This window comes from Pseudonocardia lutea (genome assembly GCF_042658055.1).
Classification (GTDB): Bacteria; Actinomycetota; Actinomycetes; order Mycobacteriales; family Pseudonocardiaceae; genus Pseudonocardia; species Pseudonocardia lutea.
Genome location: NZ_JBHSQK010000001.1, coordinates 25,051 through 51,738, shown reverse-complemented (window position 1 = coordinate 51,738; position 26,688 = coordinate 25,051). Strand labels below are relative to the sequence as shown.

25 protein-coding genes are annotated in these 26,688 nt (G+C 74.4%); 8 read left to right on the top strand and 17 right to left on the bottom strand.

Features of this window, described 5'->3' with window-relative positions; genetic code table 11:
* Positions 1-28: 28 nt before the first annotated feature.
* A complete protein-coding gene (locus ACFQH9_RS00240; protein WP_379562834.1) occupies positions 29-217 on the bottom strand; it encodes a PspC domain-containing protein in 189 nt (62 codons plus the stop codon).
* A gap of 292 nt (positions 218-509) precedes the next feature.
* Here ACFQH9_RS00240 and ACFQH9_RS00235 point away from each other — a divergent pair, with 292 nt between their 5' ends.
* The gene (locus ACFQH9_RS00235; protein WP_379562832.1) at positions 510-1,592 is read left to right on the top strand and encodes a GDSL-type esterase/lipase family protein; all 1,083 of its coding nucleotides are present in this window, start codon (positions 510-512) and stop codon (positions 1,590-1,592) included.
* Between the two features lie 107 nt (positions 1,593-1,699).
* Here the strand turns inward: ACFQH9_RS00235 and ACFQH9_RS00230 are convergent, their stop codons facing one another.
* Positions 1,700-2,827, bottom strand: coding sequence for a M24 family metallopeptidase (locus ACFQH9_RS00230; RefSeq protein WP_379562830.1), 1,128 nt, complete (start codon positions 2,825-2,827; stop codon positions 1,700-1,702).
* A gap of 106 nt (positions 2,828-2,933) precedes the next feature.
* Between ACFQH9_RS00230 and ACFQH9_RS00225 the strand changes: the two genes are divergently transcribed.
* Positions 2,934-3,884 carry a 5'-3' exonuclease gene (locus ACFQH9_RS00225; protein ID WP_379562983.1) on the top strand — a complete coding sequence of 317 codons (951 nt, stop codon included), beginning with the start codon at positions 2,934-2,936 and terminating at the stop codon, positions 3,882-3,884.
* A 76-nt stretch (positions 3,885-3,960) separates the two neighbouring features.
* Here the strand turns inward: ACFQH9_RS00225 and ACFQH9_RS00220 are convergent, their stop codons facing one another.
* The 8 genes from ACFQH9_RS00220 to ACFQH9_RS00185 form a co-directional block, all read right to left on the bottom strand.
* Positions 3,961-5,232, bottom strand: coding sequence for a GNAT family N-acetyltransferase (locus ACFQH9_RS00220; protein WP_379562828.1), 1,272 nt, complete (start codon positions 5,230-5,232; stop codon positions 3,961-3,963).
* Between the two features lie 211 nt (positions 5,233-5,443).
* The gene (locus tag ACFQH9_RS00215) at positions 5,444-6,544 is read right to left on the bottom strand and encodes a DUF4333 domain-containing protein (protein WP_379562826.1); all 1,101 of its coding nucleotides are present in this window, start codon (positions 6,542-6,544) and stop codon (positions 5,444-5,446) included.
* A 717-nt stretch (positions 6,545-7,261) separates the two neighbouring features.
* Positions 7,262-10,027: a DEAD/DEAH box helicase gene (locus ACFQH9_RS00210; RefSeq protein WP_379562824.1), complete on the bottom strand. Its 2,766-nt coding sequence runs from the start codon at positions 10,025-10,027 to the stop codon at positions 7,262-7,264.
* 98 nt (positions 10,028-10,125) lie between these two features.
* The gene (gene tatC, locus ACFQH9_RS00205) at positions 10,126-11,112 is read right to left on the bottom strand and encodes a twin-arginine translocase subunit TatC (RefSeq protein ID WP_379562981.1); all 987 of its coding nucleotides are present in this window, start codon (positions 11,110-11,112) and stop codon (positions 10,126-10,128) included.
* A gap of 61 nt (positions 11,113-11,173) precedes the next feature.
* The gene (gene tatA / locus ACFQH9_RS00200) at positions 11,174-11,470 is read right to left on the bottom strand and encodes a Sec-independent protein translocase subunit TatA (protein WP_379562822.1); all 297 of its coding nucleotides are present in this window, start codon (positions 11,468-11,470) and stop codon (positions 11,174-11,176) included.
* A gap of 125 nt (positions 11,471-11,595) precedes the next feature.
* On the bottom strand, positions 11,596-11,781 hold the full coding sequence (locus ACFQH9_RS00195) for a hypothetical protein (protein WP_379562820.1): 186 nt from the start codon (positions 11,779-11,781) through the stop codon (positions 11,596-11,598).
* Entirely contained in the window at positions 11,781-12,770 is a 990-nt protein-coding gene (locus ACFQH9_RS00190; protein ID WP_379562818.1) for a helix-turn-helix transcriptional regulator, read from the bottom strand. The genes ACFQH9_RS00195 and ACFQH9_RS00190 overlap by 1 nt, the downstream gene beginning before the upstream one ends.
* A 34-nt stretch (positions 12,771-12,804) precedes the next feature.
* Complete coding sequence (locus tag ACFQH9_RS00185) at positions 12,805-13,794, bottom strand: helix-turn-helix transcriptional regulator (protein WP_379562816.1); 990 nt, start codon at positions 13,792-13,794, stop codon at positions 12,805-12,807.
* Between the two features lie 179 nt (positions 13,795-13,973).
* Between ACFQH9_RS00185 and ACFQH9_RS00180 the strand changes: the two genes are divergently transcribed.
* On the top strand, positions 13,974-14,222 hold the full coding sequence (locus ACFQH9_RS00180; RefSeq protein WP_379562814.1) for a hypothetical protein: 249 nt from the start codon (positions 13,974-13,976) through the stop codon (positions 14,220-14,222).
* Between the two features lie 74 nt (positions 14,223-14,296).
* On the opposite strand, the gene pafA is transcribed toward ACFQH9_RS00180, so the two are convergent.
* Positions 14,297-15,658 (bottom strand): Pup--protein ligase, encoded by a 1,362-nt coding sequence (gene pafA / locus ACFQH9_RS00175; protein WP_345378678.1) that lies wholly within the window; start codon positions 15,656-15,658, stop codon positions 14,297-14,299.
* 42 nt (positions 15,659-15,700) lie between these two features.
* On the opposite strand from pafA, the gene ACFQH9_RS00170 reads away from it, so the two are divergent.
* From ACFQH9_RS00170 to ACFQH9_RS00155, 4 genes are all read left to right on the top strand, one after another.
* Positions 15,701-17,278 carry a bifunctional phosphatase PAP2/diacylglycerol kinase family protein gene (locus ACFQH9_RS00170; protein WP_379562811.1) on the top strand — a complete coding sequence of 526 codons (1,578 nt, stop codon included), beginning with the start codon at positions 15,701-15,703 and terminating at the stop codon, positions 17,276-17,278.
* Between the two features lie 75 nt (positions 17,279-17,353).
* Complete coding sequence (locus tag ACFQH9_RS00165) at positions 17,354-18,121, top strand: methyltransferase domain-containing protein (RefSeq protein WP_379562809.1); 768 nt, start codon at positions 17,354-17,356, stop codon at positions 18,119-18,121.
* Between the two features lie 59 nt (positions 18,122-18,180).
* Positions 18,181-19,008 carry a formate dehydrogenase accessory sulfurtransferase FdhD gene (fdhD, locus tag ACFQH9_RS00160; RefSeq protein WP_379562807.1) on the top strand — a complete coding sequence of 276 codons (828 nt, stop codon included), beginning with the start codon at positions 18,181-18,183 and terminating at the stop codon, positions 19,006-19,008.
* 26 nt (positions 19,009-19,034) lie between these two features.
* Positions 19,035-19,397, top strand: a complete 363-nt coding sequence (locus ACFQH9_RS00155; protein WP_379562805.1) for a VOC family protein — start codon at positions 19,035-19,037, stop codon at positions 19,395-19,397.
* A 60-nt stretch (positions 19,398-19,457) separates the two neighbouring features.
* Here the strand turns inward: ACFQH9_RS00155 and prcA are convergent, their stop codons facing one another.
* The 5 genes from prcA to fdhA form a co-directional block, all read right to left on the bottom strand.
* Positions 19,458-20,288, bottom strand: a complete 831-nt coding sequence (gene prcA / locus ACFQH9_RS00150; protein ID WP_379562803.1) for a proteasome subunit alpha — start codon at positions 20,286-20,288, stop codon at positions 19,458-19,460.
* 52 nt (positions 20,289-20,340) lie between these two features.
* Positions 20,341-21,279, bottom strand: coding sequence for a proteasome subunit beta (prcB, locus tag ACFQH9_RS00145; protein WP_379562800.1), 939 nt, complete (start codon positions 21,277-21,279; stop codon positions 20,341-20,343).
* A gap of 117 nt (positions 21,280-21,396) precedes the next feature.
* Entirely contained in the window at positions 21,397-21,594 is a 198-nt protein-coding gene (locus ACFQH9_RS00140) for a ubiquitin-like protein Pup (protein WP_345378688.1), read from the bottom strand.
* 168 nt (positions 21,595-21,762) lie between these two features.
* Positions 21,763-23,265 carry a depupylase/deamidase Dop gene (dop, locus tag ACFQH9_RS00135; RefSeq protein ID WP_379562979.1) on the bottom strand — a complete coding sequence of 501 codons (1,503 nt, stop codon included), beginning with the start codon at positions 23,263-23,265 and terminating at the stop codon, positions 21,763-21,765.
* A gap of 129 nt (positions 23,266-23,394) precedes the next feature.
* Complete coding sequence (gene fdhA, locus ACFQH9_RS00130; RefSeq protein ID WP_379562797.1) at positions 23,395-24,609, bottom strand: formaldehyde dehydrogenase, glutathione-independent; 1,215 nt, start codon at positions 24,607-24,609, stop codon at positions 23,395-23,397.
* 51 nt (positions 24,610-24,660) lie between these two features.
* Between fdhA and ACFQH9_RS00125 the strand changes: the two genes are divergently transcribed.
* Positions 24,661-25,197, top strand: a complete 537-nt coding sequence (locus ACFQH9_RS00125) for an NUDIX domain-containing protein (protein ID WP_379562795.1) — start codon at positions 24,661-24,663, stop codon at positions 25,195-25,197.
* Between the two features lie 79 nt (positions 25,198-25,276).
* Here the strand turns inward: ACFQH9_RS00125 and lpdA are convergent, their stop codons facing one another.
* Positions 25,277-26,680 (bottom strand): dihydrolipoyl dehydrogenase, encoded by a 1,404-nt coding sequence (gene lpdA, locus ACFQH9_RS00120; RefSeq protein WP_379562793.1) that lies wholly within the window; start codon positions 26,678-26,680, stop codon positions 25,277-25,279.
* Positions 26,681-26,688: the final 8 nt, after the last annotated feature.

The following is a 26,688-nucleotide window of genomic DNA, read 5'->3' as shown; positions in this document are numbered from 1 at the left end:
GGCACGGGGTCGACCGGCACGGGACCGGTCAGTACGGGGCCTTCGGCATCAGGATCCACAGCACGATGTAGACCACGAACTGCGGGCCCGGGAGCAGGCAGGACAGCAGGAAGATCAGCCGGACCACGAACGGGCTGAGGCCGAAGCGCTGGGCGAGGCCGGCGCAGACGCCGGCGATGACGGCGCCGTTGCGGGGGCGGGTGAGGGTGGTTGCCATGGTGTCGTCGAGCTCCTCGATCGGTCGGCGGCGGTTCTCGCCGCCCTGCACCTCACGATGCCGCCTTCGCGGAGCGGGTGCCTCCGGACAACGCCCGGAGCAGGACCGGGGTTCCCCCGGAGGGGCGACATAGCAGATCTCCCCGACACTTCGAGCCCTCGGGTCGTGGCTGTCCACATCGATGTGCCCGTGCGGCCCGGTGGCCGCGGTCGAGCGTGCCGGGGAGCGCGGTTGTCCACAGCGGAGGGGCGAGGACTCCTGCGGCCGGGTCCGCGCTCCTAGCGTCCGCCGCGTGCCGATCCGCCTGCTCCCCACCCCGTGTCGCCGCCCGACGTCCCCGCTCGCCTTTCTGGTCGCGCTCGCCCTCCTCGTCGTGCTCGCCTCGGTCGGGGCGCCTCCCCGGGCCGTCGCGGGCGTCCCGCCCGGTCCCGCGCCCGACCCCCGGCCGACCGCCGTCGTCGCGCTGGGCGACAGCGCCGCCTCCGGCGAGGGCGCCGGCGGCTACGAGGCGGGGACGCGCGGCGAGGGCGGGAACTGGTGCCACCGCTCCCCCGCGGCCTACGTGCACCGCAGCGCGCTGGCCGAGATCGGCGTGAACCTGGCCTGCTCGGGGGCCGGTGCCGAGCACGTCGGGTTCGGTGCGGCGGTGCACCACACCGAGGGATCGCAGGCACGGCGGCTGGTGGAGGTCGCGCGGCGGCAGCGGGTCCTGGCGGTGACGCTGCAGGTGGGGGCGAACGACGAGCCGGACCTGTCCGGCGTCGCCGTCGCCTGCATCCGGGCCTTCCTCGACCTGCGCGAGCCGGGGTGCCGCACGACCGTCGGCCCGGGCTGGGCGGGCCGACTCGCGGCCGTGGCGCCCCGGATCGAGGCCGCGGCCCGGGACGTGCGGGCGGCCATGACCGAGGCGGGCTACGCACCGACCGACTACGCGTTCGTGCTGCTCTCCTACGCCGCGCCGGGCAGCGAGGCGATGCCGGTCTGGCACGGGGTCCAGGGTTGCCCGTACTCGCGGCCCGACGCCGGGTGGGGCCGGACCGTGGCCTTCCCGCAGCTCGCCGCCACGATCGGCGCGGTGGCCGAGCGGGTCGGCGCGCGGTTCCTCGACCTCGCCCGGCTCGCCGAGGGCCGCGAGGCGTGCACCGGACCGCTGCGCGACGAGTGGCAGCGCCGGCTGACCGTGGACCCGCGGACCCTGGTGCAGGGCGCCCTCGACACCGCGGGCCGGCACCTGTTCCAGGAGTCCTTCCACCCGACCGCGGCGGCGCACACCGCCATCGCGGGTTGCCTGCGCGAGTTCCTCGGCGGCGGCGCGGCGCGCGCGTCGTGCGTGCCCGGGCGCGACGGTGCCGCCCATCCGGAGGTGGCGGCGTGAGCGGGCCGCGCCGGGCGCCCGGACCCGCCGGCCCGACCGCTCGAGGCGACGCAACCGACGCGGTCGAAGCGACGGCCTCGATCGACGCGGTCGACCGGCGGCACGACTCAGAGGACGACGAGGTCCCGGGACCCGTTGTTGAGCCGCTCGGCGCCGGTCTCGGTCACCACCACGATGTCCTCGATCCGGGCGCCCCACTCCCCGTCGAGGTAGATACCGGGCTCCACGCTGAACGCCATCCCGGGCTCGAGGGTGAGCGCGTTGCCGCCCACGATGTAGGGCTCCTCGTGGACGTCGAGGCCGATGCCGTGGCCGGTGCGGTGCACGAACCGCGGGCCGAGGCCGGCCTCCGTGATGGGGGCGCGGGCCGCCTCGTCGACCGACTCCGCCGTGACGCCCGGGCGCACGGCCCGCACCGAGCGCTCCTGCGCCTCCTGCAGCACGGCGTAGGTCTCGCGCACCGGCGCCGGCGGCTCTCCCCCGACCGCGTACGTGCGGGTGCAGTCCGAGTTGTAGCCGCTGGCGAGCGGCCCGCCGATGTCGACGACCACCACGTCGCCGGGCTCGACCACGCGGTCCGACACGTCGTGGTGCGGGCTCGCGCCGTTCGGCCCCGACCCGACGATCACGAACGCGGCCTCGGTGTGCCCCTCGGCGACGATCGCGGCCTCGATGTCCGCGCCGACCTGCGCCTCGGTCCGGCCGGGCTTGAGGATCTCGGCCATCCGCGCGTGCACCCGGTCGATCGCGGCGCCGGCGAGCCGGAGCTGCTCGACCTCCGCGGCGTCCTTGCGCATCCGCAGCTCGCGCAGGACCGGTCCGGCGAGCGTCTGCCGGACGTCGGGGAACGCGTCCCGCAGGCCGAACACGTGCCGCGCCGGCATCCCGTCGGCCACCGCCATCCGCGTGGGGCCGCCCGCGAGGTCGGACACGAGCAGGTACGGGTCCTCGCCGTCGGTCCAGGTGAGGACCTCCACGCCGAGCGCCTCGAGGGTCGGGAGGTCGAACCCGGGGGCCTCCAGCCGGGGCACGACCAGCGCGGGCGGGGCCCGGTGACCTGCGGCGGGGAGCACGAGGCAGGTCAGCCGCTCGTGGGACTCGCCCGCGTGGTCGACCAGGTAGCGCAGGTCCGTGCCGGGGGTGACGAGCAGGACGTCGGTGCCCTGCTCGGCGGCGATCTCGCCGGCCCGGCGCAACCGGTCGGCGAGCAGCTCGGTGGGGACGGCGTGGCTCATGGGGCGAGCTTAGGGCGCTCACGCTGCGCGTCGGCCGTGCCTGGCATGCTGGCTCACCGTGACGGCACCCCAGAAGTCCGCGCTCCAGGCACCCGCCGGCTCGCTGATGCTGCTCGACGCCGCGAGCATGTACTTCCGCGCCTTCTACGGCGTGCCGGAGTCGATCACCGCGCCGGACGGGACACCGGTCAACGCGGTCCGCGGATTCACCGACATGATCGCCCGCCTGGTCGCCGAGCACCGCCCCGCGCGGCTGGTCGCCTGCCTGGACCTCGACTGGCGGCCGGCGTTCCGGGTGGAGGCACTGCCCTCCTACAAGGCGCACCGGATCGAGGGCTCCACGCCCGGCAGCGGGCCGGACACCGCGCCCGCGGGGATCCCCGAGGAGGTGCCGGACACCCTGGCGCCGCAGGTGCCGATCATCCTCGAGGTGCTGGCCGCCGCCGGCATCGCCACCGGCGGCGCGGAGGGTCACGAGGCCGACGACGTGATCGGCACCTTGGCCCACCGCGAGTCCGCCGACCCCGTGGTGGCGGTCAGCGGCGACCGGGACCTCATGCAGATCGTCCGCGAGGAGCCCACCCCGGTGCGGCTGCTCTACGTGGGCCGCGGCCTGGCCAAGGCCGAGCTCCTCGGGCCGGCCGAGGTCGCCGAGAAGTACGGCGTCCCGCGGGCTCGGGCCGGCGAGGCGTACGCCGAGATGGCGATGCTGCGCGGCGACCCCTCCGACGGGTTGCCCGGGGTGCCCGGGGTGGGCGCGAAGACGGCGGCCACGCTGGTCGGGAAGTTCGGCTCGTGGGCCGAGCTGGTCGCGGCCGTGGGCGAGGTCGGCGACACCCGGCTCGCGGCGAGCGTCCGGAGCAAGCTGTCGAAGGCGACGGACTACCTGGCCGTCGTCGAGCCGGTGGTGCGGGTGGTGCAGGACGCGCCCGTGGAGCTCTCCCGGGCCGACGCCCTGCCGGACTCCCCCGCCGACGCCGGGGCGCTCGCCGCACTGGCCGAGCGCTGGGGCCTGGGCGGGTCAGTGGATCGGCTGCTGGCCGCGCTCAAGGGCTGAGGGTCCGCTCCGGCCCGCTCCGCGCCGTCGACGTCGCTCGGGACCGGGCTCAGGGGGGTCAGAAGGCTCAGGGGGATCAGAAGAAGGTCCCGCACCACGGCACCTCGGCCGTCGCGAAGAGGTTGTCGGCCCGCGCCACGTCGGCCCGGTCGGAGGCGGTCCACCAGCCGCTCGCGACCAGCTCCGACGGGCGCCGATCACCGAGGTAGGCCATCGCGAGGCCCGCGACGTCGCACTCGAGGTCGGCCGGACCGTCGCCGGGCGCGCCGGGCGCGGGGCCGTTCGTGCCGTCCCGGTCGCCCGCGCCGATCACGTGCACGCCGTCGTTCGCCGGGAACACCGCGTCGTGCACGCGGAGGCGGAGCGGCTCGCCCGCGGTCCCGCCCCACGTGCGGGCGGCGAGGGCCGCGGGGACGTCGAGCAGGCGCAGCCAGGTCTCGTCGTCGATGCCGGTCGTCCGGCAGGCGCGTGGGTCCTCGAGGAGCAGGTCCACCGGCTCGTCCAGCGGACGGAGCGGGGCGGACACGTGCCGGAGGAGGTCGATGCCGAGCAGGAACCGCCAGAGGCCGCTCGTGGCCTGTGGTGTCGCGGCGTGCAGGTCGGCGATCTCGAGGACGTTCTCCCCGAACTCCGTGCCCTCCTGGCGCACCGTCCAGGTCACGAAGCCGTCGTCGCCGTCGGGGCCGGTATGCACCGCGATCCCCCGGGCCGCGTCCGTGCGGGGACGGCGGAGGGACAAGGCCCACCAGCCCGCGTCCCGGACGATCGGGCCCGGACGGGTGGTGTCGCCGAGGATGCGGGTGTAGAGCGGCGGCAGCACGGTCGCGGCCTCGTCGGGATCGATCAGCCGGACCGCGCCGCCGGCTGGGGTGCCGGTGCGGAACCGGGCACCCGCGTCCACCCGGAGGGTCCGTCCGCGGCTCGCAACCCCGTAGCCGAAGCGGCCGTAGATCCGGGCCTCGCTGGCCCGCAGGGTCGCGGTGACCTCGCCGCGGTCGGCAGCCTCGCGCAGCTGCGCACGCATGAGCGCGGTCAGCAGGCCGCGGCGCGTGCGGTCGGCCCGGACGCCGACGCGGGTCACCGCGGCCATCGGCACCCGCCGGCCGCCCGGCACGACCAGCTCCGATCCGAAGCTGGTGGCGGTCCCGGCCAAGGTGTCGGGGGGAAGGTTCACGCCGAGGGTGCGCCCGGGGGCGTACGAGGTCCGGGTGACGGCCCACCGCTCGTCGTCCACCGGACCTGCGGCGTGCAGGGCGGCCCCGAACAGCGCGTGGGCCGCGCGGAGCTCGTCGGGCTCCAGCACCCGCACCTCGTGGCCGAGGCGGCCTGCGGAGCGAGGGTCGGTCACGGATTCCCGGGGCGGGGATTCCCGGGGCGCGAATTCCTGGGGCGCGGATTCCTGGGCCCCGGGCTCCTGGGGCCCGGGTTCCTGGGGCCTGGGTTCCTGAGGCCCGGATTCCTGGGGCTCGGTGCCGGTCGTGCTCACGAACGCCGATCCTCGGCCCTCGGGCCGTGCGCTGTCACCCGGAATGCGCGCGCGGACGCCGCGCTCGGCCCGGTCAGACCCGGCCGACCTGGTAGGTGCCCTGGTCGTCGAGGACCGTGACGGGGACCTCGACGTTCTCGCCGTCGACGTTCGCCGAGCAGGTGAAGGTCGTGCCCGCCTCCACCTTCTGGCCCTCCGGGCAGCTCACGCCGGTGGCACCGAGGCCGTAGTCCTGGGTGAGGACCTGGGTGACGCCGGCCTGAAGCGCCTGCTGGTCGAACTCCTCGGTCACGAGGAACCCCGGCTTCCAGAACGCGGTCACGGCCAGCACGGCAAGCACCACGACCACGGCCGCGGCGACCGCGATCAGGGTCCTGCGCCCACCCGGCCGTCCCCGACGGCGCGCGGCACGGCCCTCCCCTCGGGGGAGCGTCGAGGTCGCCGAGGTGGCGCCGGCCAGACCTGCGCCCGCGGGATCCCAACCACCCGCCGGTGCCGGGTGCGCGGCGGTGCGGTCGCCCTCCGGGGCCCAGGCGGATCCGCCGTGTGCGGTGGTGCCCTCGGGGTCCCATGCCGCGGTGTCGGCCGCATCCCAACCCTCGCCGTGACCGCCGGAGCTCCAGCCGGACGCGCCGGACCCGGCCGCGCTCCACTCGGACCCGCCTGCGGCGGGATCACCGGTCCGCGGGGCCGCGCCGCCCTCGGACGGCCAACCGTGGGCCGGGGTGGACTCGTGATCCGCGCCCGACCGGGACGTCCCGTCGGCGCGGGCGTCGACGGCCGGCGAGCCGTACGCCGGGGTGGGCGGATCGGCCTCGGGGGTACCGGTGAAGTCCCATCCGGAACGCCCCGTGTGCGGCACGGTGCGGTCGGCCGGATCGACGTCGCGCTCCCCGCCGAAGTTCGCCGAGCCGTAGTCCGAGGCGTGGTCCGAGCCCCGGTCCGAGCCCCGGTCCGAGCCCCGGTCCGAGCCCCGGTCCGAGCCCCGGTCCGAGCCATAGTCCGAGGCGTGGTCCGAGCCGTGGCCCGGGCCGCGGTGGGCGCCGTGCTCGGGGCCGTGCTCGTCCACACGGCCACCGCCGGACGACGGATCGGGCCCGGCCGCGTCTCCCTGGCCGCCGGCGGCCCGGTGGCCCCGGTCCGTCTCGCCGTGCGGGTCCCGTGGGGTGCTCATCGCCGACCTTCCGTCCGTCCTGAGTTCCGTGCTGGTCCGTGCTGGTCCGTGCTGGTCCGTGCTCGCCGGTGCCGTGGCGGGCAGGCCGTGGCGCAGACGTGCCGCAGCCTGCGGCCCGGGCAACGATCCAAGCACACCGCGGCCTGCCGCAGCGGCCGGTCGTCCCCCGCTCCGCCCGCTCACACCCTGAGTGCCCACAGCACTACGGGCGGTCCAGCGCCCGCTGCTCCATACGCCCAGAACCCGCGACCCCTGGCGCCCGCGCGGCATGATCGCCGGTCGGGCCCCATCCCGGCCGTACACGGCCGAACTGCTTCCCGGACAACGATCACCGGTCGACGAACCGACCACGGCGGCACATGGCGGCTTGGGCCACCGCACGGCCGAATGCAGCCGAGAAGCTCCCCTACCGGTGATCACCGGCGACCGCGGCAACCGGCGTGGCACATGATCGCCACTCGGGCCACGTGTCGGCCGCACCTGGCCGCCACCGGTCCCGAACAACGATCACTCTGGGGCCCGCCTATCCGCGGCGAGGGAACTCGTCGCCCGCGACACGGGGCCGCCAGGTGCCGCGGCCGGTTACTTCCCGGGCCGGACCGGCGGTCGGCCGCGATCGGCCGGAGCTCGGCCGGTCGCGCGCGGCTCCGGCCGCGATCGGCGACCGGCGCTCGGCTCGATGGTCCGGCCGCCGCCCGGGTGCAGAATGCCGCGGCGCTAGCCGATACCCGCCGCCACGACCCCGCGCCGGACCTCCCGGGCCGCCCGATGGGCGGTGCGGCCGACCCCGTCGGACTTCCCGGCGACCGCGGCGATCTGTTCGAGCAGGTCCAGCACCTGCCGGGCCCAGCGCACGAAGTCGCCCGCGGACAGCTCCTGCCCGTTGCGCTCCGCCGCCTCGAGCACCTGGGCCAGCGACTCGCCGCGCGCCCAGCGGTGCATCGGCCAGGCGAAGCCGAGGTCCGGCTCCCGGGTGCGGTCGATCTTGTGCCGGCGCTCGTCCTGCTCCAGCTCCGCCCAGATCCGCACGGTCTCGGCCAGGGCGTCCGTGACCGTCCCGGCCGGGACCCGCGGGACCGGGGCGTTGTCCCGGCGCGACTCGTAGACCAGCGCGGACACCACCGCCGCCAGCTCGGCCGGGTCCAGCGACTCCCACACCCCGTGGCGCAGGCACTCGGCGGCGAGCAGGTCCGACTCGCCCCACAGCCGGGCCAGCCGGCGCCCGTGGTCGGTGACCGTCTCGCCGTCGAGGTAGCCGCGCTCGGTGAGCAGCGCGCGGATCCGGTCGAAGCCGCGGGCGAGCGAGTGCGTGGTCGCCCGGACCTTCTGCCGCAGCTGCTCGGTCTCCCGCTCGAGCCGGGCGTGCCGCTCGCCCCAGCGGGCGTGGGCCTCGCGGTCGTCGCAGCCGTGGCACGGGTGGGCCCGCAGCGCCCGCCGCAGGGCGGCGAGCTCGGGGTCGTCGACGGCCCGGCCGCCGCGCCGGCGTCGCTGCGGCGTGGGCGGCACGATGCCGGTGTTGCGCAGCGACGACGCGAGGTCCCGCCGCACCCGTGGCGAGCGGTGGTCGACGTGCTTCGGCAGCCGCATCCGGCCGAGCGCGGTGACCGCCGCCGGGAAGTCCGCGCTGGAGAGCCGCCCGGCCCACCGGTCCTCGGTGAGCACCAGCGGCCGCGGGTCCTCGTGGTCGCCGGGCGGGTCGAGGACGACCGCGAGCCCGGCCCGGCGCCCGCCCGGCACGGCGATGACGTCCCCGGCCCGCAGCGTCCGCAGCGACTCGGTGACCTCGGTGCGCCGCTCGGCCGAGCCCTGCCGGCGCAGCGTCTTCTCCCGGTCCGACACCTGCCGGCGCAGCCGCGCGTACTCCGCGAAGTCGCCGAGGTGGCACTGCATGGACTCGGCGTAGCCGCGCAGCGCCTCGGTGTTCCGCTCGATCCGCCGCGCCAGCCCGACGACCGACCGGTCCGCCTGGAACTGCCCGAACGACTGTTCCAGCAGCTCCCGGCCCTGCTCGATGCCGAGCCGCTCGACGAGGTTGATCGTCATGTTGTAGTCGGCGCGGAAGGAGCTGCGCAGCGGGTAGGTGCGGGTGGACGCCAGCCCGGCGACGTGCTCGGGGTCGACCCCCGGCTGCCAGATGACGACGGCGTGCCCCTCGACGTCGATCCCCCGCCGCCCCGCGCGCCCGGTGAGCTGCGTGTACTCGCCCGGGGTGAGGTCGACGTGGGCCTCGCCGTTGTACTTGACCAGCCGCTCCAGCACGACGGTGCGGGCGGGCATGTTGATGCCCAGCGCGAGGGTCTCGGTGGCGAACACGCACCGCACGAGCCCCTCAACGAACAGCTCCTCGACCGTCTCCTTGAACGCCGGCAGCATGCCCGCGTGGTGCGCCGCGATGCCGCGCTCCAGCGCCTCGCGCCACTCCCAGTAGCCGAGCACGCCCAGGTCGGCCTGCGGCAGGTCGCCGGTGTGCTTCTCGACGATCCGCCGGATCTCGGTGACCTCGGCCTCGGTGGTGAGCCGCAGCCCGGCCCGCACGCACTGGCCCACGGCGGCGTCGCACCCCGCGCGGCTGAACACGAACGTGATCGCCGGCAGCAGGGCCGCCCGGTCCAGCCGGTCGATCACCGTGACCCGTGACGCCGGCCGGATCCCGCCCCGCGCCCGCGGCGGACCGCCCCGCCCAGGCCCCGAGGAGCGGCCCCGACGGCCGTCGGTCACCCAGGCGGCCATGTTGTCCTGGCGGGTGAGCTCGCGGGTCTGGCGCAGCAGCTCGGGATCGACGGCGAGCTCGCCGCTCCGCTCCGCGAACAGGTCGTAGAGCCGGTTGCCGACCATCATGTGCTGCCACAGCGGCACCGGCCGCACCTCGTCGACGACGACGGCGGTGTCGCCGCGCACGGCGACCAGCCAGTCCCCGAACTCCTCGGCGTTGCTGACCGTGGCCGACAGGCTGACGATCGCGACGTGCTCGGGCAGCTGGAGGATGACCTCCTCCCAGACCGCCCCGCGGAACCGGTCGGCGAGGTAGTGCACCTCGTCCATCACCACGTACCCGAGCTGGTCGAGCGACCGCGAACCCGCGTAGATCATGTTCCGCAGGACCTCGGTGGTCATCACGACCACCTGGGCGTCCCCGTTCACGCTGGTGTCGCCGGTGAGCAGGCCGACGGCGCCGGCCCCGTGGCGCTCGACGAGGTCGGCGTACTTCTGGTTCGACAGCGCCTTGATCGGCGTGGTGTAGAAGCACTTCAGCCCCTGCGCGAGGGCGAGGTGCACGGCGAACTCGCCGACGACGGTCTTCCCCGCGCCGGTCGGCGCGCACACGAGCACGCCGTGCCCGTCCTCGAGCGCCTCGCAGGCCTCCCGCTGGAAACCGTCGAGACCGAAGGGGAGGGACCCGGCGAACTCGCTCAGCCGCGGATGCGCGGCGCGGGCCCGGGCCGCGGCGTACGCCTCGGCCGGGGCCGGTGTGCTGCTGGCCACCTGACCAGGCTGTCACACCTCACCGACACTCCGCCGTCGGACGGTCGCGTTACCCCGCTCACGGGTCGCGCGGCCGCGCGTGGACGGGGTGACGCGGCTCAGGTGACGTCGTCGACGTTGCGGGCACTCGGCTCCGCCCTGCTCGCCGGCGACGGCGGCGGGACGGGGGCCGGCTGCTCGACCCGGCCGGGCCCGTCGAGGGTGCTGGGCCTGTCGAGGGTGCTGGGCCCGTCGAGGGTGCTGGGCCCGTCGTCGATACGGCTCGGGGTGGTGTCGACCGGGGACGGGGCGTCCGGGTCCCAGTCGTCCCAGCCCTCGGCCTTGCGCTGCTTCGCCTTGCGCTTGTCGTGGACGCGCGCGATCTGGATCGCGAGCTCGAACAGCAGCGTGAGTGCGGCCGCGAGCGCGGTCATCGAGATCGGGTCCTGCCCCGGCGTCGCGACCGCGGCGAACACGAACAGGCCGAAGATGATCCCGCGCCGCGACTTGCGCAGCCGCTCGTAGCCGAGGATCCCGACCTGGTTCAGCATCACCACGAGCAGCGGGATCTCGAAGCTCACGCCGAAGATCAGCAGCAGCGCGATGACGAAGCCGAAGTAGCTCTCGCCGGTCAGCGCGGTGGTCTGGACCTCGCTGCCGATCGTCAGCAGGAAGGCCAGGCCCTGCGAGACGACGAAGTAGGCGAGCACCGCCCCGGCGACGAACAGCACCGCCGCCGTGCTGACGAAGATCAGCGCGAACTTGCGCTCCTTCGGGTACAGCCCGGGCACGATGAACGCCCACACCTGGTACAGCCACACCGGGCAGGCGAGCACGACGCCCGCGACCGCGCCGACCTTCAGCCGCAGCATGAACTGGTCGAACGGCCCGGTGCCGAGCAGGGTGCAGGACCCGTCGGCGGTGAACACGGCCCGCGAGGAGGCGGGCAGCGAGCAGTACGGCTCCTTGAGCAGGGCGCCCAGGCTCGGCGCGCCGAAGAACCCGACCTCGAACCAGATGTAGCCGACGATCGTGGTGAGCGCGATCGCCAGCAGCGAGATCCCGAGGCGGTTGCGCAGCTCGTAGAGGTGCTCGACGAGCGTCATCGTGCCGTCGGGGTTCTTCGGCCTCCGGCGGCGGCTGAGCTTCACCACGTCGAGCGGGGCCCTACTGCTGGTGCTCGCGCTGCTCCGCCGGCTGCTCGGCCGGCCGCGCCGACGCCTCCGAGCCGGTGGTGCCTCCCGTGGTGCCCTGCTGGGCCTGCGCCGGCGGCAGCGGGGCCGGGGGCTGCTGCTTCGCCGGCTCCTCGGCCTTGCCGTCGTTCTTCATGCCCTTCATCTCGCCCTTGAAGATGCGGGCGGACTGGCCGACGGAGCGGGCCATGTCGGGCAGCTTCTTGGCGCCGAACAGCAGGAGCACCACCACCACGAGGATGACGATCTCCCACCCGCCGAGACTCGGCATGAGCAGTCCTTTCGACGGAACCGGTTCGCCCTGATACTACGCACCGGCCGGGCCGCGACCGAGGGCCCGGTGTGGTCGGTGCGGTGCGCGCTGCGGTGGTGGATGCAGGGTCGGCAGGCACGACCTCAGCGGCGGGCGCGCAGCTCCGCGGCCGCGGACCGCAGCGGGACGACGGCCTGCCCGGTGCGCCGGCGCTCCGCCTGCGCGGCGTGCACGAACCGGCGCACGTGGGCGAGGCAGACCACCGCCACCGCCAGCAGCAGCACGATCCCCAGCGCGCCCAGCAGCACCGGCACCCAGTAGAACCCCATCACGCCTCCCCCTCGCCGGCCCCGTCGGGCCCGCTCTCCGTTCCCGACGCCGCGAGCGCCGCCCGCGCCCGCTCGGCCACCGCGGTGGCCAGTTCCGGCGGCTCCAGCACCCGCGCGCCGCCCCCCAGGCCCAGCACCAGCCGGACCAGCCACGCCGGGTCGGCGTAGCGGAGCAGCACGCGCGCCGCACCGGAGCCGTCGGCGTACTCGACGACCTCGTCGACCGGGTAGTACTCGGCGATCCAGCGGGCCTCGCGGGCGACCTCGAGGACCGCGGTGCGGTGCTCCTCGCTGGGCGTGAACAGCCCCCGCGAGACGTCGTGCGGTTCGGCGTCGGACGGCGGGGCGCTCGGCTCGGCGAGCTCGACGACCTCCTCGACCCGGTCCAGCCGGAACAGCCGCACGCCCTCCGCCCGCCGGCACCAGGCCTCCAGGTACCCGCGGCCCTCCACGAGCAGCAGCCGCATCGGGTCGACGGTCCGGCGCGACACCGCGTCCCGCCCGGCGGTGTAGTAGACGATCTGCAGGGCGCGCCCGCGGTCGAGGGCTCCCCGCACCGCGGCCGTGGTGGCCTCCTCCTCGCGGGTGAGGTCGACGGCGACGGTCGCCACCCCGGCGTCCCCCACCGCCCGCTCGATCTTGGCGGTGGCCCGGCGGACGGCCGCGGTGTCGACGACGCCGGGTGCCTCGCCGAGCGTGCGCAGCGCCACCAGCAGAGCGGTCGCCTCCGCGGTGGTGAGCCGCAGCGGCCGGCGCATCCCGGCGTCCTCGGTGACGGTCACCGTGTCGCCGGAGAAGGACAGGTCGACCAGGTCGCCCGGCCCGTAGCCCGGCAGCCCGCACATCCACAGCAGCTCGAGGTCCCGGCGCAGCTGCCGCGGGGTGATGTCGAAGTCCGCGGCGGCCTCGGCGATCGGGATCCCCGGCCGCGCGAGCAGGTACGGGACCAGCGACAGCAGCCGCGGCAGCCGCTCGGTCACCCCGCTCATCGCCGGACCTCCGCCCACCGCGGACCGGTGCCGCTCATCGGACCCGCTCCCCCGCGTGGGCGGCGAGCGCGCCCTCCCACAGGCGCCGGACGTGGGCGGCGAGCCCCGGCGGGTCCAGCACGACGACGTCCGGCCCCGCCCCGGCCAGCCACCGCGCCACCGTGCGCTCGCTGCGCAGCTCGATCTCCAGCTCGTCGCCCGCCCGGCCGCCGACCTCCCGCGGGCCGACGACGGTGCCGAGCCGGCGCAGCCCGTGGGCGTGCCCCTCGGCCACCCACACCCGCGCGACCCCCACCACCGGCCCGGTGTCGACGGTGTGCCGGATCGACTCCATGAGGTCCGTGCCGGGCGGCACGGTCACCTCCCCGGGGTCGCCCACGGTCTTGATCGGCTCGAGGATCCGGGACAGCCGGAAGGACCGGACCGCCGCCCGGTCCCGGTCGTGGCCCACGAGGTACCAGCGGCCCCGCCAGGACACCACGCCCCACGGCTCGACGGTGCGCCGCACGATCTCGCCGGTCGGGCCGCCCCGCCGGTGGTCGAAGGTGACGACCTGGCCCGCCTGCACCGCCGCGAGCAGCGGCCCGAACACGGGCTCGGCGGCCCGCACCCGCGGCTGCACCGAGCCCCGGGTCTCGTCGACCTCCACCCCGGCGGCCCGCAGCTTGCGCAGCGCGCCGTGCGCGGCACCGGCCAGCTCGGGCGAGTCCCACAGCGACCCCGCCAGCGCGACGGCGGCGGCCTCCTCCGCGTCGAGGTCGATCTCGCCGAGCTCGTAGTCGCCCCGGGCGATCCGGTAGCCCTCCACCGTGTCGAACGCCGACGTGCGGCCGGTCTCCAGCGGCACGCCCAGCTCGCGCAGCTCGGTCTTGTCCCGCTCGAACATCCGGAAGAAGGCCTCGTCGCTCGTCGCGTCGGCGTAGCCGGGCACGGTCGCGCGGATCCGCTCGGCGGTCAGGAACTGCCGTGTCGAGAGCAGGCAGAGCACCAGGTTGACCAGGCGCTCGGCACGGGCGGCGGACACGGGGGCAGCATACGACCAACCGTTCGAACGCCGCGGGCACCCGCAGAACTCGGCACGCCGGACCGCGGTCCGCGGAGCATTGCGGTGTCTCAGGAAGGCACACCGCGCGGCCTTGACCCGGCGATCACCGCGGCCGAGGCTTCCGGTGACGCACCGCACAGCACGAGGAGGCCCACGCGATGACGCAGGACGCCGGCCAGCCGGAGACCTTCAACCCGTGGAGCGTCGTGAACCTGGTGTTCCACCACCTCGCGGACCAGGGGCTGCACCCCGTGCTCGGCGAGACCGGTGACCCGAAGCAGGCCGCCGAGGCGCTCCTGCGCGCCCTGGGCATCCAGCCGGCGCCGGACCACGCCGGTCCCGCGGCCCAGCCGATCCAGGACGAGCTGCTCGCGCTGCGGCGGAGGATGATGCCCGGCATCGAGTAGCGCCCGACCGCCCGCGACCACGGACGACGACGGCCCCGCCGCCCGAGGGCGACGGGGCCGTCGTGCTGCCCGGTCTAGAGGGACTGGATGAGCCGGTCCACCCGCTCGTCGACCGACCGGAACGGGTCCTTGCACAGCACGGTCCGCTGGGCCTGGTCGTTGAGCTTGAGGTGCACCCAGTCGACGGTGAAGTCGCGGCCCGCGGCCTGCGCGGCGGCGATGAAGTCCCCGCGCAGCTTCGCCCGGGTGCTCTGCGGCGGGGTGTCCTTGGCGACCTCGATCTCGCCGTCGTCCGTGACCCGCTCGACCAGGCCCTTGCGCTGCAGCATGTCGAACAGGCCCCGGCCGCGCCGGATGTCGTGGTAGGCCAGGTCCAGCTGGGCGATCCGGGCGCTGGACAGGTCCAGGTCGTGCTTGGCGCGGTACCGCTCGACCAGCCGGTACTTGATCGCCCAGTCGATCTCCCGGTCGATCAGGGAGAAGTTCTGCGTCTCCACCGCGTCGAGCGTGCGGCCCCACAGCTCCACGACCCGCTCCAGGGTGCGGTCCTCGCTGCCGCGCTGGCGCAGGTGCTCGACGGCGCGGGCGTGGTACTCGCGCTGGATGTCCAGCGCGCTGGCCTCACGCCCGCCCGCCAGCCGCACGGTGCGCCGGCCGGTGAGGTCGTGGCTGATCTCGCGGATGGCCCGGATCGGGTTGTCCAGGGTGAAGTCCCGGAACTGCACGCCGGCCTCGATCATCTCCAGCACGAGGTGCGTGGTGCCGACCTTGAGCAGCGTGGTGGTCTCGGCCATGTTCGAGTCGCCGACGATCACGTGCAGCCGGCGGTAGCGCTCGGCGTCGGCGTGCGGCTCGTCCCTGGTGTTGATGATCGGGCGCGAGCGGGTGGTGGCGCTGGAGACGCCCTCCCAGATGTGCTCGGCCCGCTGCGACAGGCAGTAGACGGCGCCGCGGGGGGTCTGCAGCACCTTGCCGGCGCCGCAGATCAGCTGGCGGGTGACCAGGAAGGGCAGCAGCACGTCCGCGATCCGGGCGAACTCGCCCTGCCGCGCCACCAGGTAGTTCTCGTGGCAGCCGTAGGAGTTGCCCGCGGAGTCGGTGTTGTTCTTGAACAGGTAGATGTCGCCGCCGATGCCCTCGTCGACGAGCCGGCGCTCGGCGTCGACCAGCAGGTCCTCCAGGATCCGCTCGCCCGCCTTGTCGTGCGCGACCAGCCCGGTGAGCGTGTCGCACTCGGCCGTGGCGTACTCCGGGTGCGAGCCGACGTCGAGGTACAGCCGGGCACCGTTGCGCAGGAAGACGTTGGAGGACCGGCCCCAGGACACGACGCGCCGGAACAGGTACCGCGCGACCTCGTCCGGGGACAGTCGCCGCTGTCCGTGGAAGGTGCACGTGACCCCGAACTCGGTCTCGACCCCGAAGATCCGACGCTGCATGTCCTCCAGCGTAAGCGCAGGAGGCCCCATAAGGTCACGCCTGTGACCGACTGGTTCCGGCGAGTCGCCCTGAAATCCCGCCGTCTCGACCGCGGGCTGGCGGCCGTCTCCGATCTCGACCGGGCCATCACCGCGGCGGTCTCCGCCCGGCCCCGCAGCCGGGTCGACGAGGTCCTCCGCCGGCTGTCGGCCGCGGCCAACCACAGCGCCCTCTGGGTCGTGGTCGCGGGGGTGCTCGCGGTGCGGCGCGGGGCCGGCCGGAAGGCGGCGGCCCGCGGGATGCTCGCGATCGCGCTCTCCTCGGCCACCGCCAACGGCGTCCTCAAGCCCCTGCTGCCCCGGCGGCGCCCGGCGGCGGCCGAGCTGCCCGCGTACCGGACGCTGGCCAACCCGCCGACGTCGTCGTCGTTCCCGTCGGGGCACGCGGCCTCGGCTGCCGCCTTCGCCACGGCGGTGACCCTGGAGAACCCGAAGGTCGCGCCGGCGGTGGTGCCGCTCGCCGCGGCCGTCGCCTACTCGCGGGTGCACGTCGGCGTGCACTGGGCCTCCGACGTCCTGGTGGGCGCCGCCGTCGGGTCCGGGATCGCGCTGGGCACCCAGCGCTGGTGGCCGGCCCGGCGCAGCGACGAGGCCCGGGCCCGGCCGGTGGACTCGGTGCCGGCGCTGCCGCAGGGCGAGGGCCTGGTCATGGTGGTCAACCCCTACTCGGGTCCGCCGGACCAGGACCTCGGCGAGGACGTCGCCGAGGCGCTGCCCGCCGCGCACCTGCTGCGGGTGACCCGCGGCAGGGACGTCGGCGAGCAGTTCGACGAGGCCGTCGCCGAGCGCGGCGACTGGGTGCGGGCCCTCGGCGTCGCCGGCGGCGACGGCACCGTGGCCGCGGCCGCGGCGGCCGCCGACCGGCACCACCTGCCCCTCGTCGTGGTCCCGGCGGGGACGCTCAACCACTTCGCCCGCGACGTCGGCGTCTACGACCTGCAGGAGGCGGTCGACGCCACCCAGGCCGGCGAGGCCGTCGCGGTCGACCTGGCGCTCGTCGAGGCGCACCCCGGCAGCGGCGACGAGCCCGCGGACCCCGAGGTCATCCGCACCCGCTACTTCCTCAACACCGCCAGCGTGGGCTCCTACCCCGAGCTGGTCCGGCTGCGGGAGAAGTGGCAGCCGCGGTGGGGCAAGTGGCCGGCCTTCGCCGCCGCCCTGGTCACCGTGCTGCGCCGCTCCGAGAAGGTGCGGGTCAAGGTCGGCGACCGGTGGCACCTCGTGTGGTTCATCTTCGTCGGCAACGGGCCGTACCACCCGCGGGGCATGGTCCCGGCGTGGCGGCCGACCCTGGACTCCGGGCTGCTCGACGTCCGGTGGCTGCGGGCCGACGTCCCGTTCTCCCGGCTGCGGGTGGTCGCGGCCCTCATCCTCGGCGCGCTCGGGCACAGCCGGGTCTACACCCAGCTCGAGACCCCGGAGCTCGACGTCGAGCTGGCCGTCCCGAGCGAGCTCGCCACGGACGGCGAGGTGGTGGCGGAGGCCGGCCGGTACACCTTCCGGGTCGCCAAGGACCCGATCCCGGTCTACCGCCGCGACGAGGAGCGCTGGACCGGGCGGGACCGGCCCTTCCAGGGCTGACCGGACGCGGCCCACGGGCGGTAATGCCGCGCCACCCCGGTCCGACCCACCCCGACACGACCCCCGGGAGGACCGATGACGCTCGCGTTCGACGAGGAGGGCGCCCGCGAGGTCGAGCGGGTCTACTCGACCCCGGACATCGTGCGGCAGCGTGCCGAGGTGCTGGCCCTGCTCGGGCCGCGGCCCGGCGAACGCATCCTGGACGTCGGCTCCGGCCCCGGTTTCCTGCTGGCGTCGCTCGCCGAGGCGGTCGGGCCGGAGGGAGCGGCCCACGGCCTCGACCCCAGCCCGGCGATGAACGCGCTGGCGGCGCGGCGGGCGGGGGCGCTGGCGGCCGTGACCCTCGCGCTCGGCGAGGCCGAGACGCTCCCCTACCCCGACGAGGACCTCGACGCCGTCGTCTCCACCCAGGTCTACGAGTACGTCCGCGACATCCCGCGCGCGTTCGCCGAGCTGCGCCGCGTCGTCCGGCCGGGCGGCCGGGTGCTGCTGCTCGACACCGACTGGGACTCGGTGGTCTGGCACGTCGCCGACCGGGCCCGGCACGCCCGTGTCATGACGGCCTGGGAGGAGCACCTCGTGCACCCGCACCTGCCCGCGGTCTGGGCCCGGCACCTGACCGACGCGGGGTTCCGCGTCACGGCCCAGACCGCCGTGCCGATCCTCAACCCGCGCCTCGACGAGGACACCTTCAGCGCCCTCATCGCCCGCACCGTCGCGACCTACGTCGCGGGCCGGCAGGGCCTGACGACCGACGACGCGCAGGCCTGGCTCGCCGACGTCCGCGGCGGCGACTACTTCTTCAGCATGAACCGCTTCTGCGTGCTCGCCGTCCCGGCCTGAGAGCGGCCTCGCACGTCCAGCCCGGGCGCCGGGTCCGGCTGCTCCGTACGCTGGGCCCCATGGGAAGGCTCACCGCGCGGCGGCCCGTGCTGCGGATCGCGGCGGACGGCGCGCAGCGCCGCCGCCCGGACACCCTGGCCGTCGAGGAGCCGCTGGAGCTGCGGGTCGACGGGGCCCCGCTCACCGTCACCATGCGCACCCCGGGGCACGACGTCGAGCTCGCGCACGGCTTCCTGCTCACCGAGGGCGTCATCGGCGCCGCCGCGGACCTCGCCACCGCCCGGTACTGCGACTCGGTCGACGCGGAGGGCCGCAACACCTACAACGTCCTCGACGTCGCCCTCGCGCCGGGCGTCGAGCCGCCGGACACCTCGGTGGAGCGGAACTTCTACACGACCTCCTCCTGCGGGGTGTGCGGGAAGGCCTCGCTCGACGCCGTGAAGCTCAAGTCCCGCTTCTCCCCCGCGGCCGACCCGGTCCGCGTGCCGTGGGAGGTGGTCGGCGCCCTGCCGGACCGGCTGCGCGCGGCCCAGAAGGTGTTCGACTCGACCGGCGGGCTGCACGCGGCCGGGCTGTTCGCGGCGGACGGGTCGCTGCTGGTCGGCCGCGAGGACGTCGGCCGGCACAACGCCGTCGACAAGGTCCTCGGGCACGCCCTGCTTGAGGGCCGCGTGCCGGCCGCGGGCACGGTGCTGCAGGTGTCCGGGCGCGCGTCGTTCGAGCTGGTGCAGAAGGCCGTGATGGCCGGGGTGCCGGTGCTGGCCGCGGTGTCCGCGCCGTCGTCGCTGGCCGTGGAGCTGGCCGACGAGGCCGGGCTGACCCTCGTCGGGTTCCTCCGGGGCGGCGCGGGCAACGTCTACACCCATCCCGAGCGCATCGCCCTGTAGCGGGTCCCGGCCCTACGCTCGCGACCGTGCGCGTCGAGGAGCTGGACCACATCGTGCTGGTGACACCGGACCCCGAGCGGCTGCTCGGCTGGTACCGGGAGACGCTGGGCCTCGCGCCCGAGCGGCTGGAGGAGTGGCGCCGCGGCGAGGTGCCGTTCGCCTCCCTGCGGGTGTCCCCCGGGACGATCATCGACGTCCAGCGCGGCGAGCGGACCGGGACGAACGTCGGCCACTTCGCCCTGGTCGTGTCCGGCGCCGACCTTGACGCGCTGGCCGCCGAGCACGGCGTGGCCGGCCCGAAGGACCTGTTCGGGGCGCGGGGCCAGGGCCGCGGCATCTACCTGACCGACCCGGACGGCAACGGGGTGGAGCTGCGCAGCTACCCCTGAGAACGGGGGCGCGCCGGCCCACCCCGGGTGGACCGGCGCGACCTCGTGGTCCGGCTCGGTTCAGTTCAGCGACGGCGGGCCGCCGGGACCGCCCGACGTGCCGTTCTCCGGCAGCGCGCCGCCCGCGGCCGGGGCGTCGTCCCCGCCGCGGACCTCCGGCTCGTCGGCCGACTCGCCGCGGTTGGCGGCGGGCAGCAGGTTGCGCAGCACCGGGCCCTTGATCCGGCGGAACGCGCGGCCCGGCCGGCCGCGGTCCAGCACGGCCACCTCGAGGGCCTTCTCGCCGAGCACGCGCGGCTCGGTGCCGTTGCCCGGGCCGGCGCCGGGGACCTGCAGGCCCTCGAGCGCGGCCGCGAGGGCCTCGCCGAGGTCGTGCCCGGCGTCGTAGACGTCCTTGAGCTTGGCCGAGATCGGCTCGGTGCTGCCGCCCATGACCACGTACTGCGGCTCGTCGGTGATGGAGCCGTCGTAGGTGATCCGGTACAGCTGGTCGCCGTCCTGGGTCTCGCCCACCTCGGCCACACAGATCTCGGCCTCGTAGGGCTTCTGCTGCTCCACGAACGCGGCGCCGATGAACTGGGCGTAGGTGTTGGCGAGCCAGCGGCTGGTGACGTCCCGCCGGTCGTAGGAGAACCCGCGGGAGTCGGCGAGCCGGATACCGGCCGTGCGCAGCCCCTCGAACTCGTTGTACCGGCCGACGGCGGCGAACCCGATCCGGTCGTAGATCTCGGAGACCTTGTTGAGCGCGGTGGAGTGGTTCTCGGCGACGAACAGCACGCCGCCGGAGAAGGTCATGACCACGACGCTGCGGCCGCGGGAGATGCCCTTGCGGGCGAGCTCCGAGCGGTCGCGGAGCAGCTGGTCGACGGAGGAGTAGAAGGGCATCGTCATCGGGGGACGCTCCTGGGTGTCATCGTGCTGGCCGGGTGCGAGCGGGGGGCGCTCAGCCGCCCGGGTTCTCCGCCCGGTCCGCCACGATCCGGTCGATGATCCCGGCGATCTCCTCCTCCGGGCGCCGCACCGCGCCCTCGGCGCCCGTGATGCTGACGACGACCGGGTAGATCTTGCGGACCAGGTCCGGCCCGCCGGTGGCGGTGTCGTCGTCCGCGGCGTCGTACAGCGCCTCAACCGCGCTGCGCAGGGTGGTCTGCAGGTCCGCCGACGTCCGGTGGATCTTCTTCAGCGCGGACTTGGCGAACACCGAGCCGGAGCCGACGGCGTGGTAGCCCAGCCACTCGTCGTAGCGCCCGCCGGTGGGGTCGTAGGTGACGATGCGGCCCGCCTTGGCCGGGTCCGGCTCCTCGGTGTCGTAGCCCGCGAACAGCGGCACCACGACGAAGCCCTGCATGGCCGCGCCGAGGTTGCCGCGGATCATCCCCGCCAGGCGGTTGGCCTTGCCGTCCAGCGACATGGCCACGCCCTCGATCTTCTCGTAGTGCTCGAGCTCGACCGAGTACAGCCGGATCATCTCGATCGCGATGCCCGCGGAGCCGGCGATGCCGACCGCGGAGTGCGAGTCCGTGATGAAGATCTTCTCGATGTCCCGCTGGGCGATGACGTTGCCCGCGGTGGCGCGCCGGTCGCCGGCGATGACGACGCCCTCGGCGAACTGCAGCGCGACGATGGTGGTGCCGTGCGGCACGCCCAGCGCCTCGGGGCTCGTGGTGCGGCCCTCGGTACGGGGCGCGTCGAACATCCGGCCGGGGAGCAGGTGCGGCTGGGTGGCCGCGACGTAGTTGGCGAACGACGTCTCGCCCAGGGCGGCGAAGGCGGCGTGGTGGCCGAGCCCGGCGAGCCCGTCACGACCGGGCTCGGGGGAACCGGGGGACGGGCGACCGAACGAGCCTCCAGCGGGCCCGGGGATGCCCTCGCGGAACTCCATGGTGGGGGGTGTGCCTCTCTCGCGAATCGCTGTCGGGGTGTCGCTCACGGATGGGCCGGATACACCGACGACGGGCCGGACCCCTCGGGGCCCGACCCGCCGGCGGGACGGGTGCGGCTACTCGCCGCCCTTCTGCACGTACGCACGGACGAAGTCCTCGGCGTTCTCCTCGAGGACGTCGTCGATCTCGTCGAGGATCGTGTCGACGTCCTCGCCCAGCTTCTCCCGGCGCTCCTGGCCGGCCGCCGACGCGTCGCCGCTCTCGTCGTCGTCGCCGCCGCCACCGCCCTGACGCTTCGTCTGCTCCTGGGACATGACGTCTCCTCCTCGCGTCCGATCCCGGGCGACCCGCCACCGTCCTGGCAGGCAGACCCCGGGGTCCGATACGTCCAGCCTACTTGGCGGGACCCGCCACCGCCCACGGTTCGCGGGTTGCGAACTGATGTCCCGCCGGGCGGGCACGACCCGCCGGCGGGCCGCCCCTCACCCGTTGGTGAGGGCCTTCACCAGCTCCTCGGCGGTCCGCGAGCCGTCGATCAGCTCACCGACGTGCCGGCGGGTGCCGCGCAGCGGCTCGAGGGTGGGGATGCGGACCAGCGACTCCCGGCCCAGGTCGAAGATGACCGAGTCCCACGAGGCCGCGGCGACCTCGGCGGGGTAGCGCTCGAGGCAGCGGCCGCGGAAGAAGGCGCGGGTGTCGTCCGGCGGGTTGCGGATCGCGCGCTCGACCTGCTCCTCGGTGACCAGGCGCCTCATCGACCCGCGGCTGACCAGCCGGTTGTACAGGCCCTTGGCCATCCGCACGTCGGTGTACTGCAGGTCGACCAGGCCGAGCCGGCCCGAGCTCCACTGCAGGTTGTCCCGCTCCCGGTAGCCGTTGAGCAGCCGCAGCTTCGCCGTCCAGTCCAGCCGGTCCGCGGTCCGCATCGGGTCGTCCGAGAGGTCCTCGAGGATCTCGCCCCAGAGCTGCAGCACCTCGGCGGTGTCCGGGTCGATGTCGGCGCCCTGGGCGTTCTCGACGTGCTTGACGGCCTTCTCGTGGTAGGCCCACTGCAGCTCGACGGCGGTGAGCGACCGCCCGTCCGTCAGCTCCACCTTCTGCTGCAGCGACGGGTCGTGGCTGATCTGGTGGACGGCGCGCACCGGCTCGGCCAGGCGCAGCTCGTCGAACCGGACGCCGTTCTCGATCATGTCGAGGACCAGGGCGGTGGTGCCGACCTTGAGCAGCGTGGAGTACTCGCTCATGTTGGCGTCGCCGATGATCACGTGCAGCCGGCGGTACTTGTCCGCGTCGGCGTGCGGCTCGTCGCGGGTGTTGATGATGCCGCGCTTGAGCGTGGTCTCCAGGCCGACCTCGACCTCGATGTAGTCGGCGCGCTGGGAGATCTGGTAGCCCTCCGCGTCCCCCTGGGCGCCGATGCCGACCCGGCCGGCGCCCGTGACGACCTGGCGGGAGACGAAGAACGGGGTGAGCCCGCCGACGATCGCCGGGAACGTGGTCTGGCGGGCCATGAGGTAGTTCTCGTGCGAGCCGTAGCTCGCGCCCTTGCCGTCGACGTTGTTCTTGTACAGCTGGATCCGGGGCGCGCCGGGCACGGTGGCGGCCCGCACTGCGGCCTCCTCCATGATCCGCTCCCCCGCCTTGTCCCAGATCACGACGTCGCGCGGGGTCAGCACCTCGGGGGTGGAGAACTCGGGGTGCGCGTGGTCGACGTAGAGCCGCGCGCCGTTGGTGAGGATGACGTTGGCCGCGCCGAGGTCGTCGAGCTCCGAGTCGTTGCCCGAGCTGGACAGCGTGGGCGAGGACAGGTCGAACCCGCGCGCGTCGCGCAGCGGCGACTCCACCTCGTAGTCCCAGCGGGCGCGGCGGTTGCGCGGGATGTCCTGCGCGGCCGCGTACGCGAGCACGATCTGGGTGGAGGTGATGACGGGGTTGGCGGTCGGGTCGCCGGGCACGGAGATGCCGTACTCGACCTCGGTGCCCATGATGCGGCGGGCGGTCACGACCGGACCTCGCGGGAGTGCATCTGCAGAGCCTAACCCGCCCGACGGCCGCGACGGCGGTCCGCCGGGCGGGTCGGCCGGCTCCGTGGTCACCCGGAGCGGGTCACCGGCTCACGCGGCCGGGATCATGCCGTGCGGGTCCAGCACGTACTTGCGCGCCGCGCCCCGGTCGAACTCCTGGTACCCGCGCGGGGCGTCCTCGAGCGGGATGACCGTGGCGTTGACGGCGTCGGCGATGTGCGCCTTGTCGTGCAGGATCGCCATCATCAGCTTGCGGTTGTAGCGCAGCACCGGGCACTGGCCCGTCACGAAGCTGTGGCTCTTCGCCCAGCCGAGGCCCAGCCGCACCTTGAGCGTGCCCTCCTTGGCGTCCGGGTCCGCCGCGCCCGGGTCGCCGGTGACGTAGAGGCCGGGGATGCCGAGGCTCCCGCCGGCCCGGGTGATGCTCATGATGTCGTTGAGCACCTGGGCGGGCTTCTCCTCGCCGCCGCCGTGCCCGGTGGCCTCGAAGCCCACGGCGTCGACGGCGCAGTCGACCTCGTTGGTCCTGAGGATCTGGTCGATCTGCTCCTCCAGGGTCGCCGACTGCCCGATGTCCACGGTCTCGCACCCGAAGGAGCGCGCCTGCTCGAGGCGCTCCTTGTTGAGGTCCCCGACGATCACGACGGCGGCGCCCAGCAGGTGGGCGGAGTAGGCGGCGGCCAGCCCCACCGGCCCTGCCCCGGCCACGTAGACGGTCATGCCCGTCGTCACCCCGGCGGAGACGGCACCGTGGTAGCCCGTCGGGAAGATGTCCGAGAGCATCGTGAGGTCCCGGATCTTCGCCAGCGCCTGGTCGCGGTCCGGGAACTTCATCAGGTTGAAGTCGGCGAAGGGCACCATGACGTAGTCCGCCTGCCCGCCCTCCCAGCCGCCCATGTCCACGTAGCCGTACGCCGAGCCCGCCCGGGCGGGGTTGACGTTCACGCAGATGCCCGTCGCGCCCTCGCGACAGTTGCGACAGCGGCCGCAGGCGATGTTGAACGGCACCGTGACGATGTCCCCGACGTCGAGGAACTGGACGTCGTCGCCCTTCTCGATGATCTCCCCGGTGATCTCGTGGCCCAGGGTCTGCCCGGGCGGCGCGGTGGTGCGGCCGCGGACCATGTGCTGGTCCGACCCGCAGATGTTGGTCGAGACGTTCTTGAGGATCACCGCGTGCGGCGCCTCGCGGCTCATGCCCTTGGCCTGCGCGACGTCGGCGGGGACCTCCAGCTTCGGCATGTCGTGGTCCTCGACCTCGACACGGCCGGGCTCCTTGTAGACGACGATCCTGTTTCCACCCATGGACCATCCCTACTCCGCAGTGGCCAAGGTCACAACGGGACCATGGTCCTCATGAACACCGGGCAGGAGCTGATCGCCGTCTTCGACGCGGCCGGGGAGGTCGTCGGCGCGGCCCCGCGGGCGGAGGTCTACGCCCGGTCGCTGTGGCACGGCAGCGCCGGGGTGATCCTGCGCAGCGGCGACGGCCGGCGTGTCTACGTGCACCGCCGGGCGGACGACAAGCTCGTCATGCCGGGGTTGTGGGACTGCGTGGCCGGCGGGGTGGTCGACCCGGGCGAGACCCCGCTGGACACGGCCACCCGGGAGCTGGCCGAGGAGCTCGGCGTGAGCGGGGTGGCCCTGCGGCTGCTGCTGGCGACGGCCTGGGAGTCCGGGCCGGGACCCGGCCTCGGCGGGCCGGAGGGGCTGCGCTGCCACCTGTTCGGCTACGAGGCCTTCTGGGACGGCCCGGTCCGCCACCAGCCGTCGGAGGTCGCGGAGGGCGGGTGGATGACCATCGACGAGCTGGCGGCGCTCCTCGCCGACCCGGCCCGCCCCTTCGCCCCCGACAGCCGGATCCTCGCCGAGCACTTCCTCGGCACCGTGTGAACCCCGACCGTGAACCTGCACCGACGGCGCGAACGGCACTCCCGGGCGGAAGTGCCGTTCGCGCGACGAGGCGAGGGCCTCAGAAGTTGATCATGTGGCCGGCCAGGCCGTGGATGGCCTCCTGCAGCGCCTCCGACAGCGTCGGGTGGGCGTGCACGTTGCGGGCCAGCTCGGTGGCGGTGAGGTCCCACCGCTGCGCCAGGGTGAGCTCGGGCAGCAGCTCGGTGACCTCGGGGCCGATCAGGTGGCCGCCGAGCAGCTCGCCGTAGGTCTCGTCGGCGATCAGCTTGACGAACCCGCCCGGCTCGGCGAGGCCCTGGGCCTTGCCGTTCGCGGTGAACGGGAACTGCGCGACCTTGACCTTCCAGCCGCGCTCGTCGGCCATCTCCCGGGCCTGCGCCTCGGTGTAGCCGAAGCTCGCGACCTGCGGCTGGCAGAAGGTCGCCCGCGGCATCATCGCGTAGTCGAGCTCCTGGGTCTCCGCGCCCGCGATCGTCTCGGCGGCGACCACGCCCTGGGCCTCGCCGACGTGGGCGAGCATCAGCTTGGCGGTGACGTCGCCGATCGCGAAGATGTGCGGCACCGAGGTGCGCATGTAGTCGTCGATCTTGATCGCGCCGCGCTCGGTCAGCTCGACCCCGGTCTTCTCCAGGCCGTAGCCCTCCACCCGCGGCTGGAAGCCGATGGCCTGGATGACCTTGTCGGCCTTCAGGTCCCGGGAGCCCTTGGCGTCGGAGACCGTGACGGTGACCTGGTCGCCCGAGTCGTCGATCTTCTCGACCCTCGTGCTGGTCAGGACGTCGACGCCGAGCTTCTTGTAGCGCTTGCCGAGCTCCTTCGAGACGTCGGCGTCCTCGAGCGGGAGGAGGCGGTCGAGGAACTCGACGATGGTGACCTTCACGCCGTAGTTCGCCATCACGTACGCGAACTCGACGCCGATCGCGCCGGCGCCGGCGATGATCACGCTGCCGGGCAGGTCACGGGTGGTGATCTGCTCCTCGTAGGTGACGACGCGGTCGGACAGCGAGGTGCCCGGCAGCAGCTTGGTGATCGCGCCGGCGGCGATGATGCAGTTCTCGAACTCGACCGTCTCCGTGCCGCCGTCGGACAGGGCGACCTCGATCGTGTTCGGGTCGGTGAAGGTCCCGCGGCCGGTGAACTCGGTGATCTTGTTCTTCTTCATCAGGAAGTGGACGCCCTTGACCCGGCCGTCCGCGACCTGTCGGCTGCGGTCGAACGCCGCGCCGTAGTCGAAGGAGACGTCCCCGCTGATGCCGAAGGTCTTCTGCTCCTTCGTCACCAGGTGCGCCAGCTCGGCGTTGCGCAGCAGGGCCTTGGAGGGGATGCAGCCGACGTTCAGGCAGACGCCGCCCCAGTACTTCTCCTCGATGACGGCCACGCTCTTGCCGAGCTGCGCAGCGCGGATCGCTGCCACGTAACCACCGGGACCGGCACCGAGTACGACGACGTCGAAACGAGACATGCCACCAG

Excerpts from the sequence above, each read along its gene's own strand:
- ACFQH9_RS00240 (WP_379562834.1), bottom strand. The coding sequence starts at position 217 with ATGGCAACCACCCTCACCCGCCCCCGCAACGGCGCCGTCATCGCCGGC.
- ACFQH9_RS00230 (WP_379562830.1), bottom strand. The coding sequence starts at position 2,827 with ATGAGCCACGCCGTCCCCACCGAGCTGCTCGCCGACCGGTTGCGCCGG.
- ACFQH9_RS00225 (WP_379562983.1), top strand. The coding sequence starts at position 2,934 with ATGCTGCTCGACGCCGCGAGCATGTACTTCCGCGCCTTCTACGGCGTG.
- ACFQH9_RS00215 (WP_379562826.1), bottom strand. The coding sequence starts at position 6,544 with ATGAGCACCCCACGGGACCCGCACGGCGAGACGGACCGGGGCCACCGG.
- tatC (WP_379562981.1), bottom strand. The coding sequence starts at position 11,112 with ATGACGCTCGTCGAGCACCTCTACGAGCTGCGCAACCGCCTCGGGATC.
- tatA (WP_379562822.1), bottom strand. The coding sequence starts at position 11,470 with ATGCCGAGTCTCGGCGGGTGGGAGATCGTCATCCTCGTGGTGGTGGTG.
- ACFQH9_RS00195 (WP_379562820.1), bottom strand. The coding sequence starts at position 11,781 with ATGGGGTTCTACTGGGTGCCGGTGCTGCTGGGCGCGCTGGGGATCGTG.
- ACFQH9_RS00190 (WP_379562818.1), bottom strand. The coding sequence starts at position 12,770 with ATGAGCGGGGTGACCGAGCGGCTGCCGCGGCTGCTGTCGCTGGTCCCG.
- ACFQH9_RS00180 (WP_379562814.1), top strand. The coding sequence starts at position 13,974 with ATGACGCAGGACGCCGGCCAGCCGGAGACCTTCAACCCGTGGAGCGTC.
- pafA (WP_345378678.1), bottom strand. The coding sequence starts at position 15,658 with ATGCAGCGTCGGATCTTCGGGGTCGAGACCGAGTTCGGGGTCACGTGC.
- ACFQH9_RS00165 (WP_379562809.1), top strand. The coding sequence starts at position 17,354 with ATGACGCTCGCGTTCGACGAGGAGGGCGCCCGCGAGGTCGAGCGGGTC.
- fdhD (WP_379562807.1), top strand. The coding sequence starts at position 18,181 with ATGGGAAGGCTCACCGCGCGGCGGCCCGTGCTGCGGATCGCGGCGGAC.
- prcA (WP_379562803.1), bottom strand. The coding sequence starts at position 20,288 with ATGACGATGCCCTTCTACTCCTCCGTCGACCAGCTGCTCCGCGACCGC.
- prcB (WP_379562800.1), bottom strand. The coding sequence starts at position 21,279 with ATGGAGTTCCGCGAGGGCATCCCCGGGCCCGCTGGAGGCTCGTTCGGT.
- ACFQH9_RS00140 (WP_345378688.1), bottom strand. The coding sequence starts at position 21,594 with ATGTCCCAGGAGCAGACGAAGCGTCAGGGCGGTGGCGGCGGCGACGAC.
- dop (WP_379562979.1), bottom strand. The coding sequence starts at position 23,265 with ATGGGCACCGAGGTCGAGTACGGCATCTCCGTGCCCGGCGACCCGACC.
- fdhA (WP_379562797.1), bottom strand. The coding sequence starts at position 24,609 with ATGGGTGGAAACAGGATCGTCGTCTACAAGGAGCCCGGCCGTGTCGAG.
- ACFQH9_RS00125 (WP_379562795.1), top strand. The coding sequence starts at position 24,661 with ATGAACACCGGGCAGGAGCTGATCGCCGTCTTCGACGCGGCCGGGGAG.
- lpdA (WP_379562793.1), bottom strand. The coding sequence starts at position 26,680 with ATGTCTCGTTTCGACGTCGTCGTACTCGGTGCCGGTCCCGGTGGTTAC.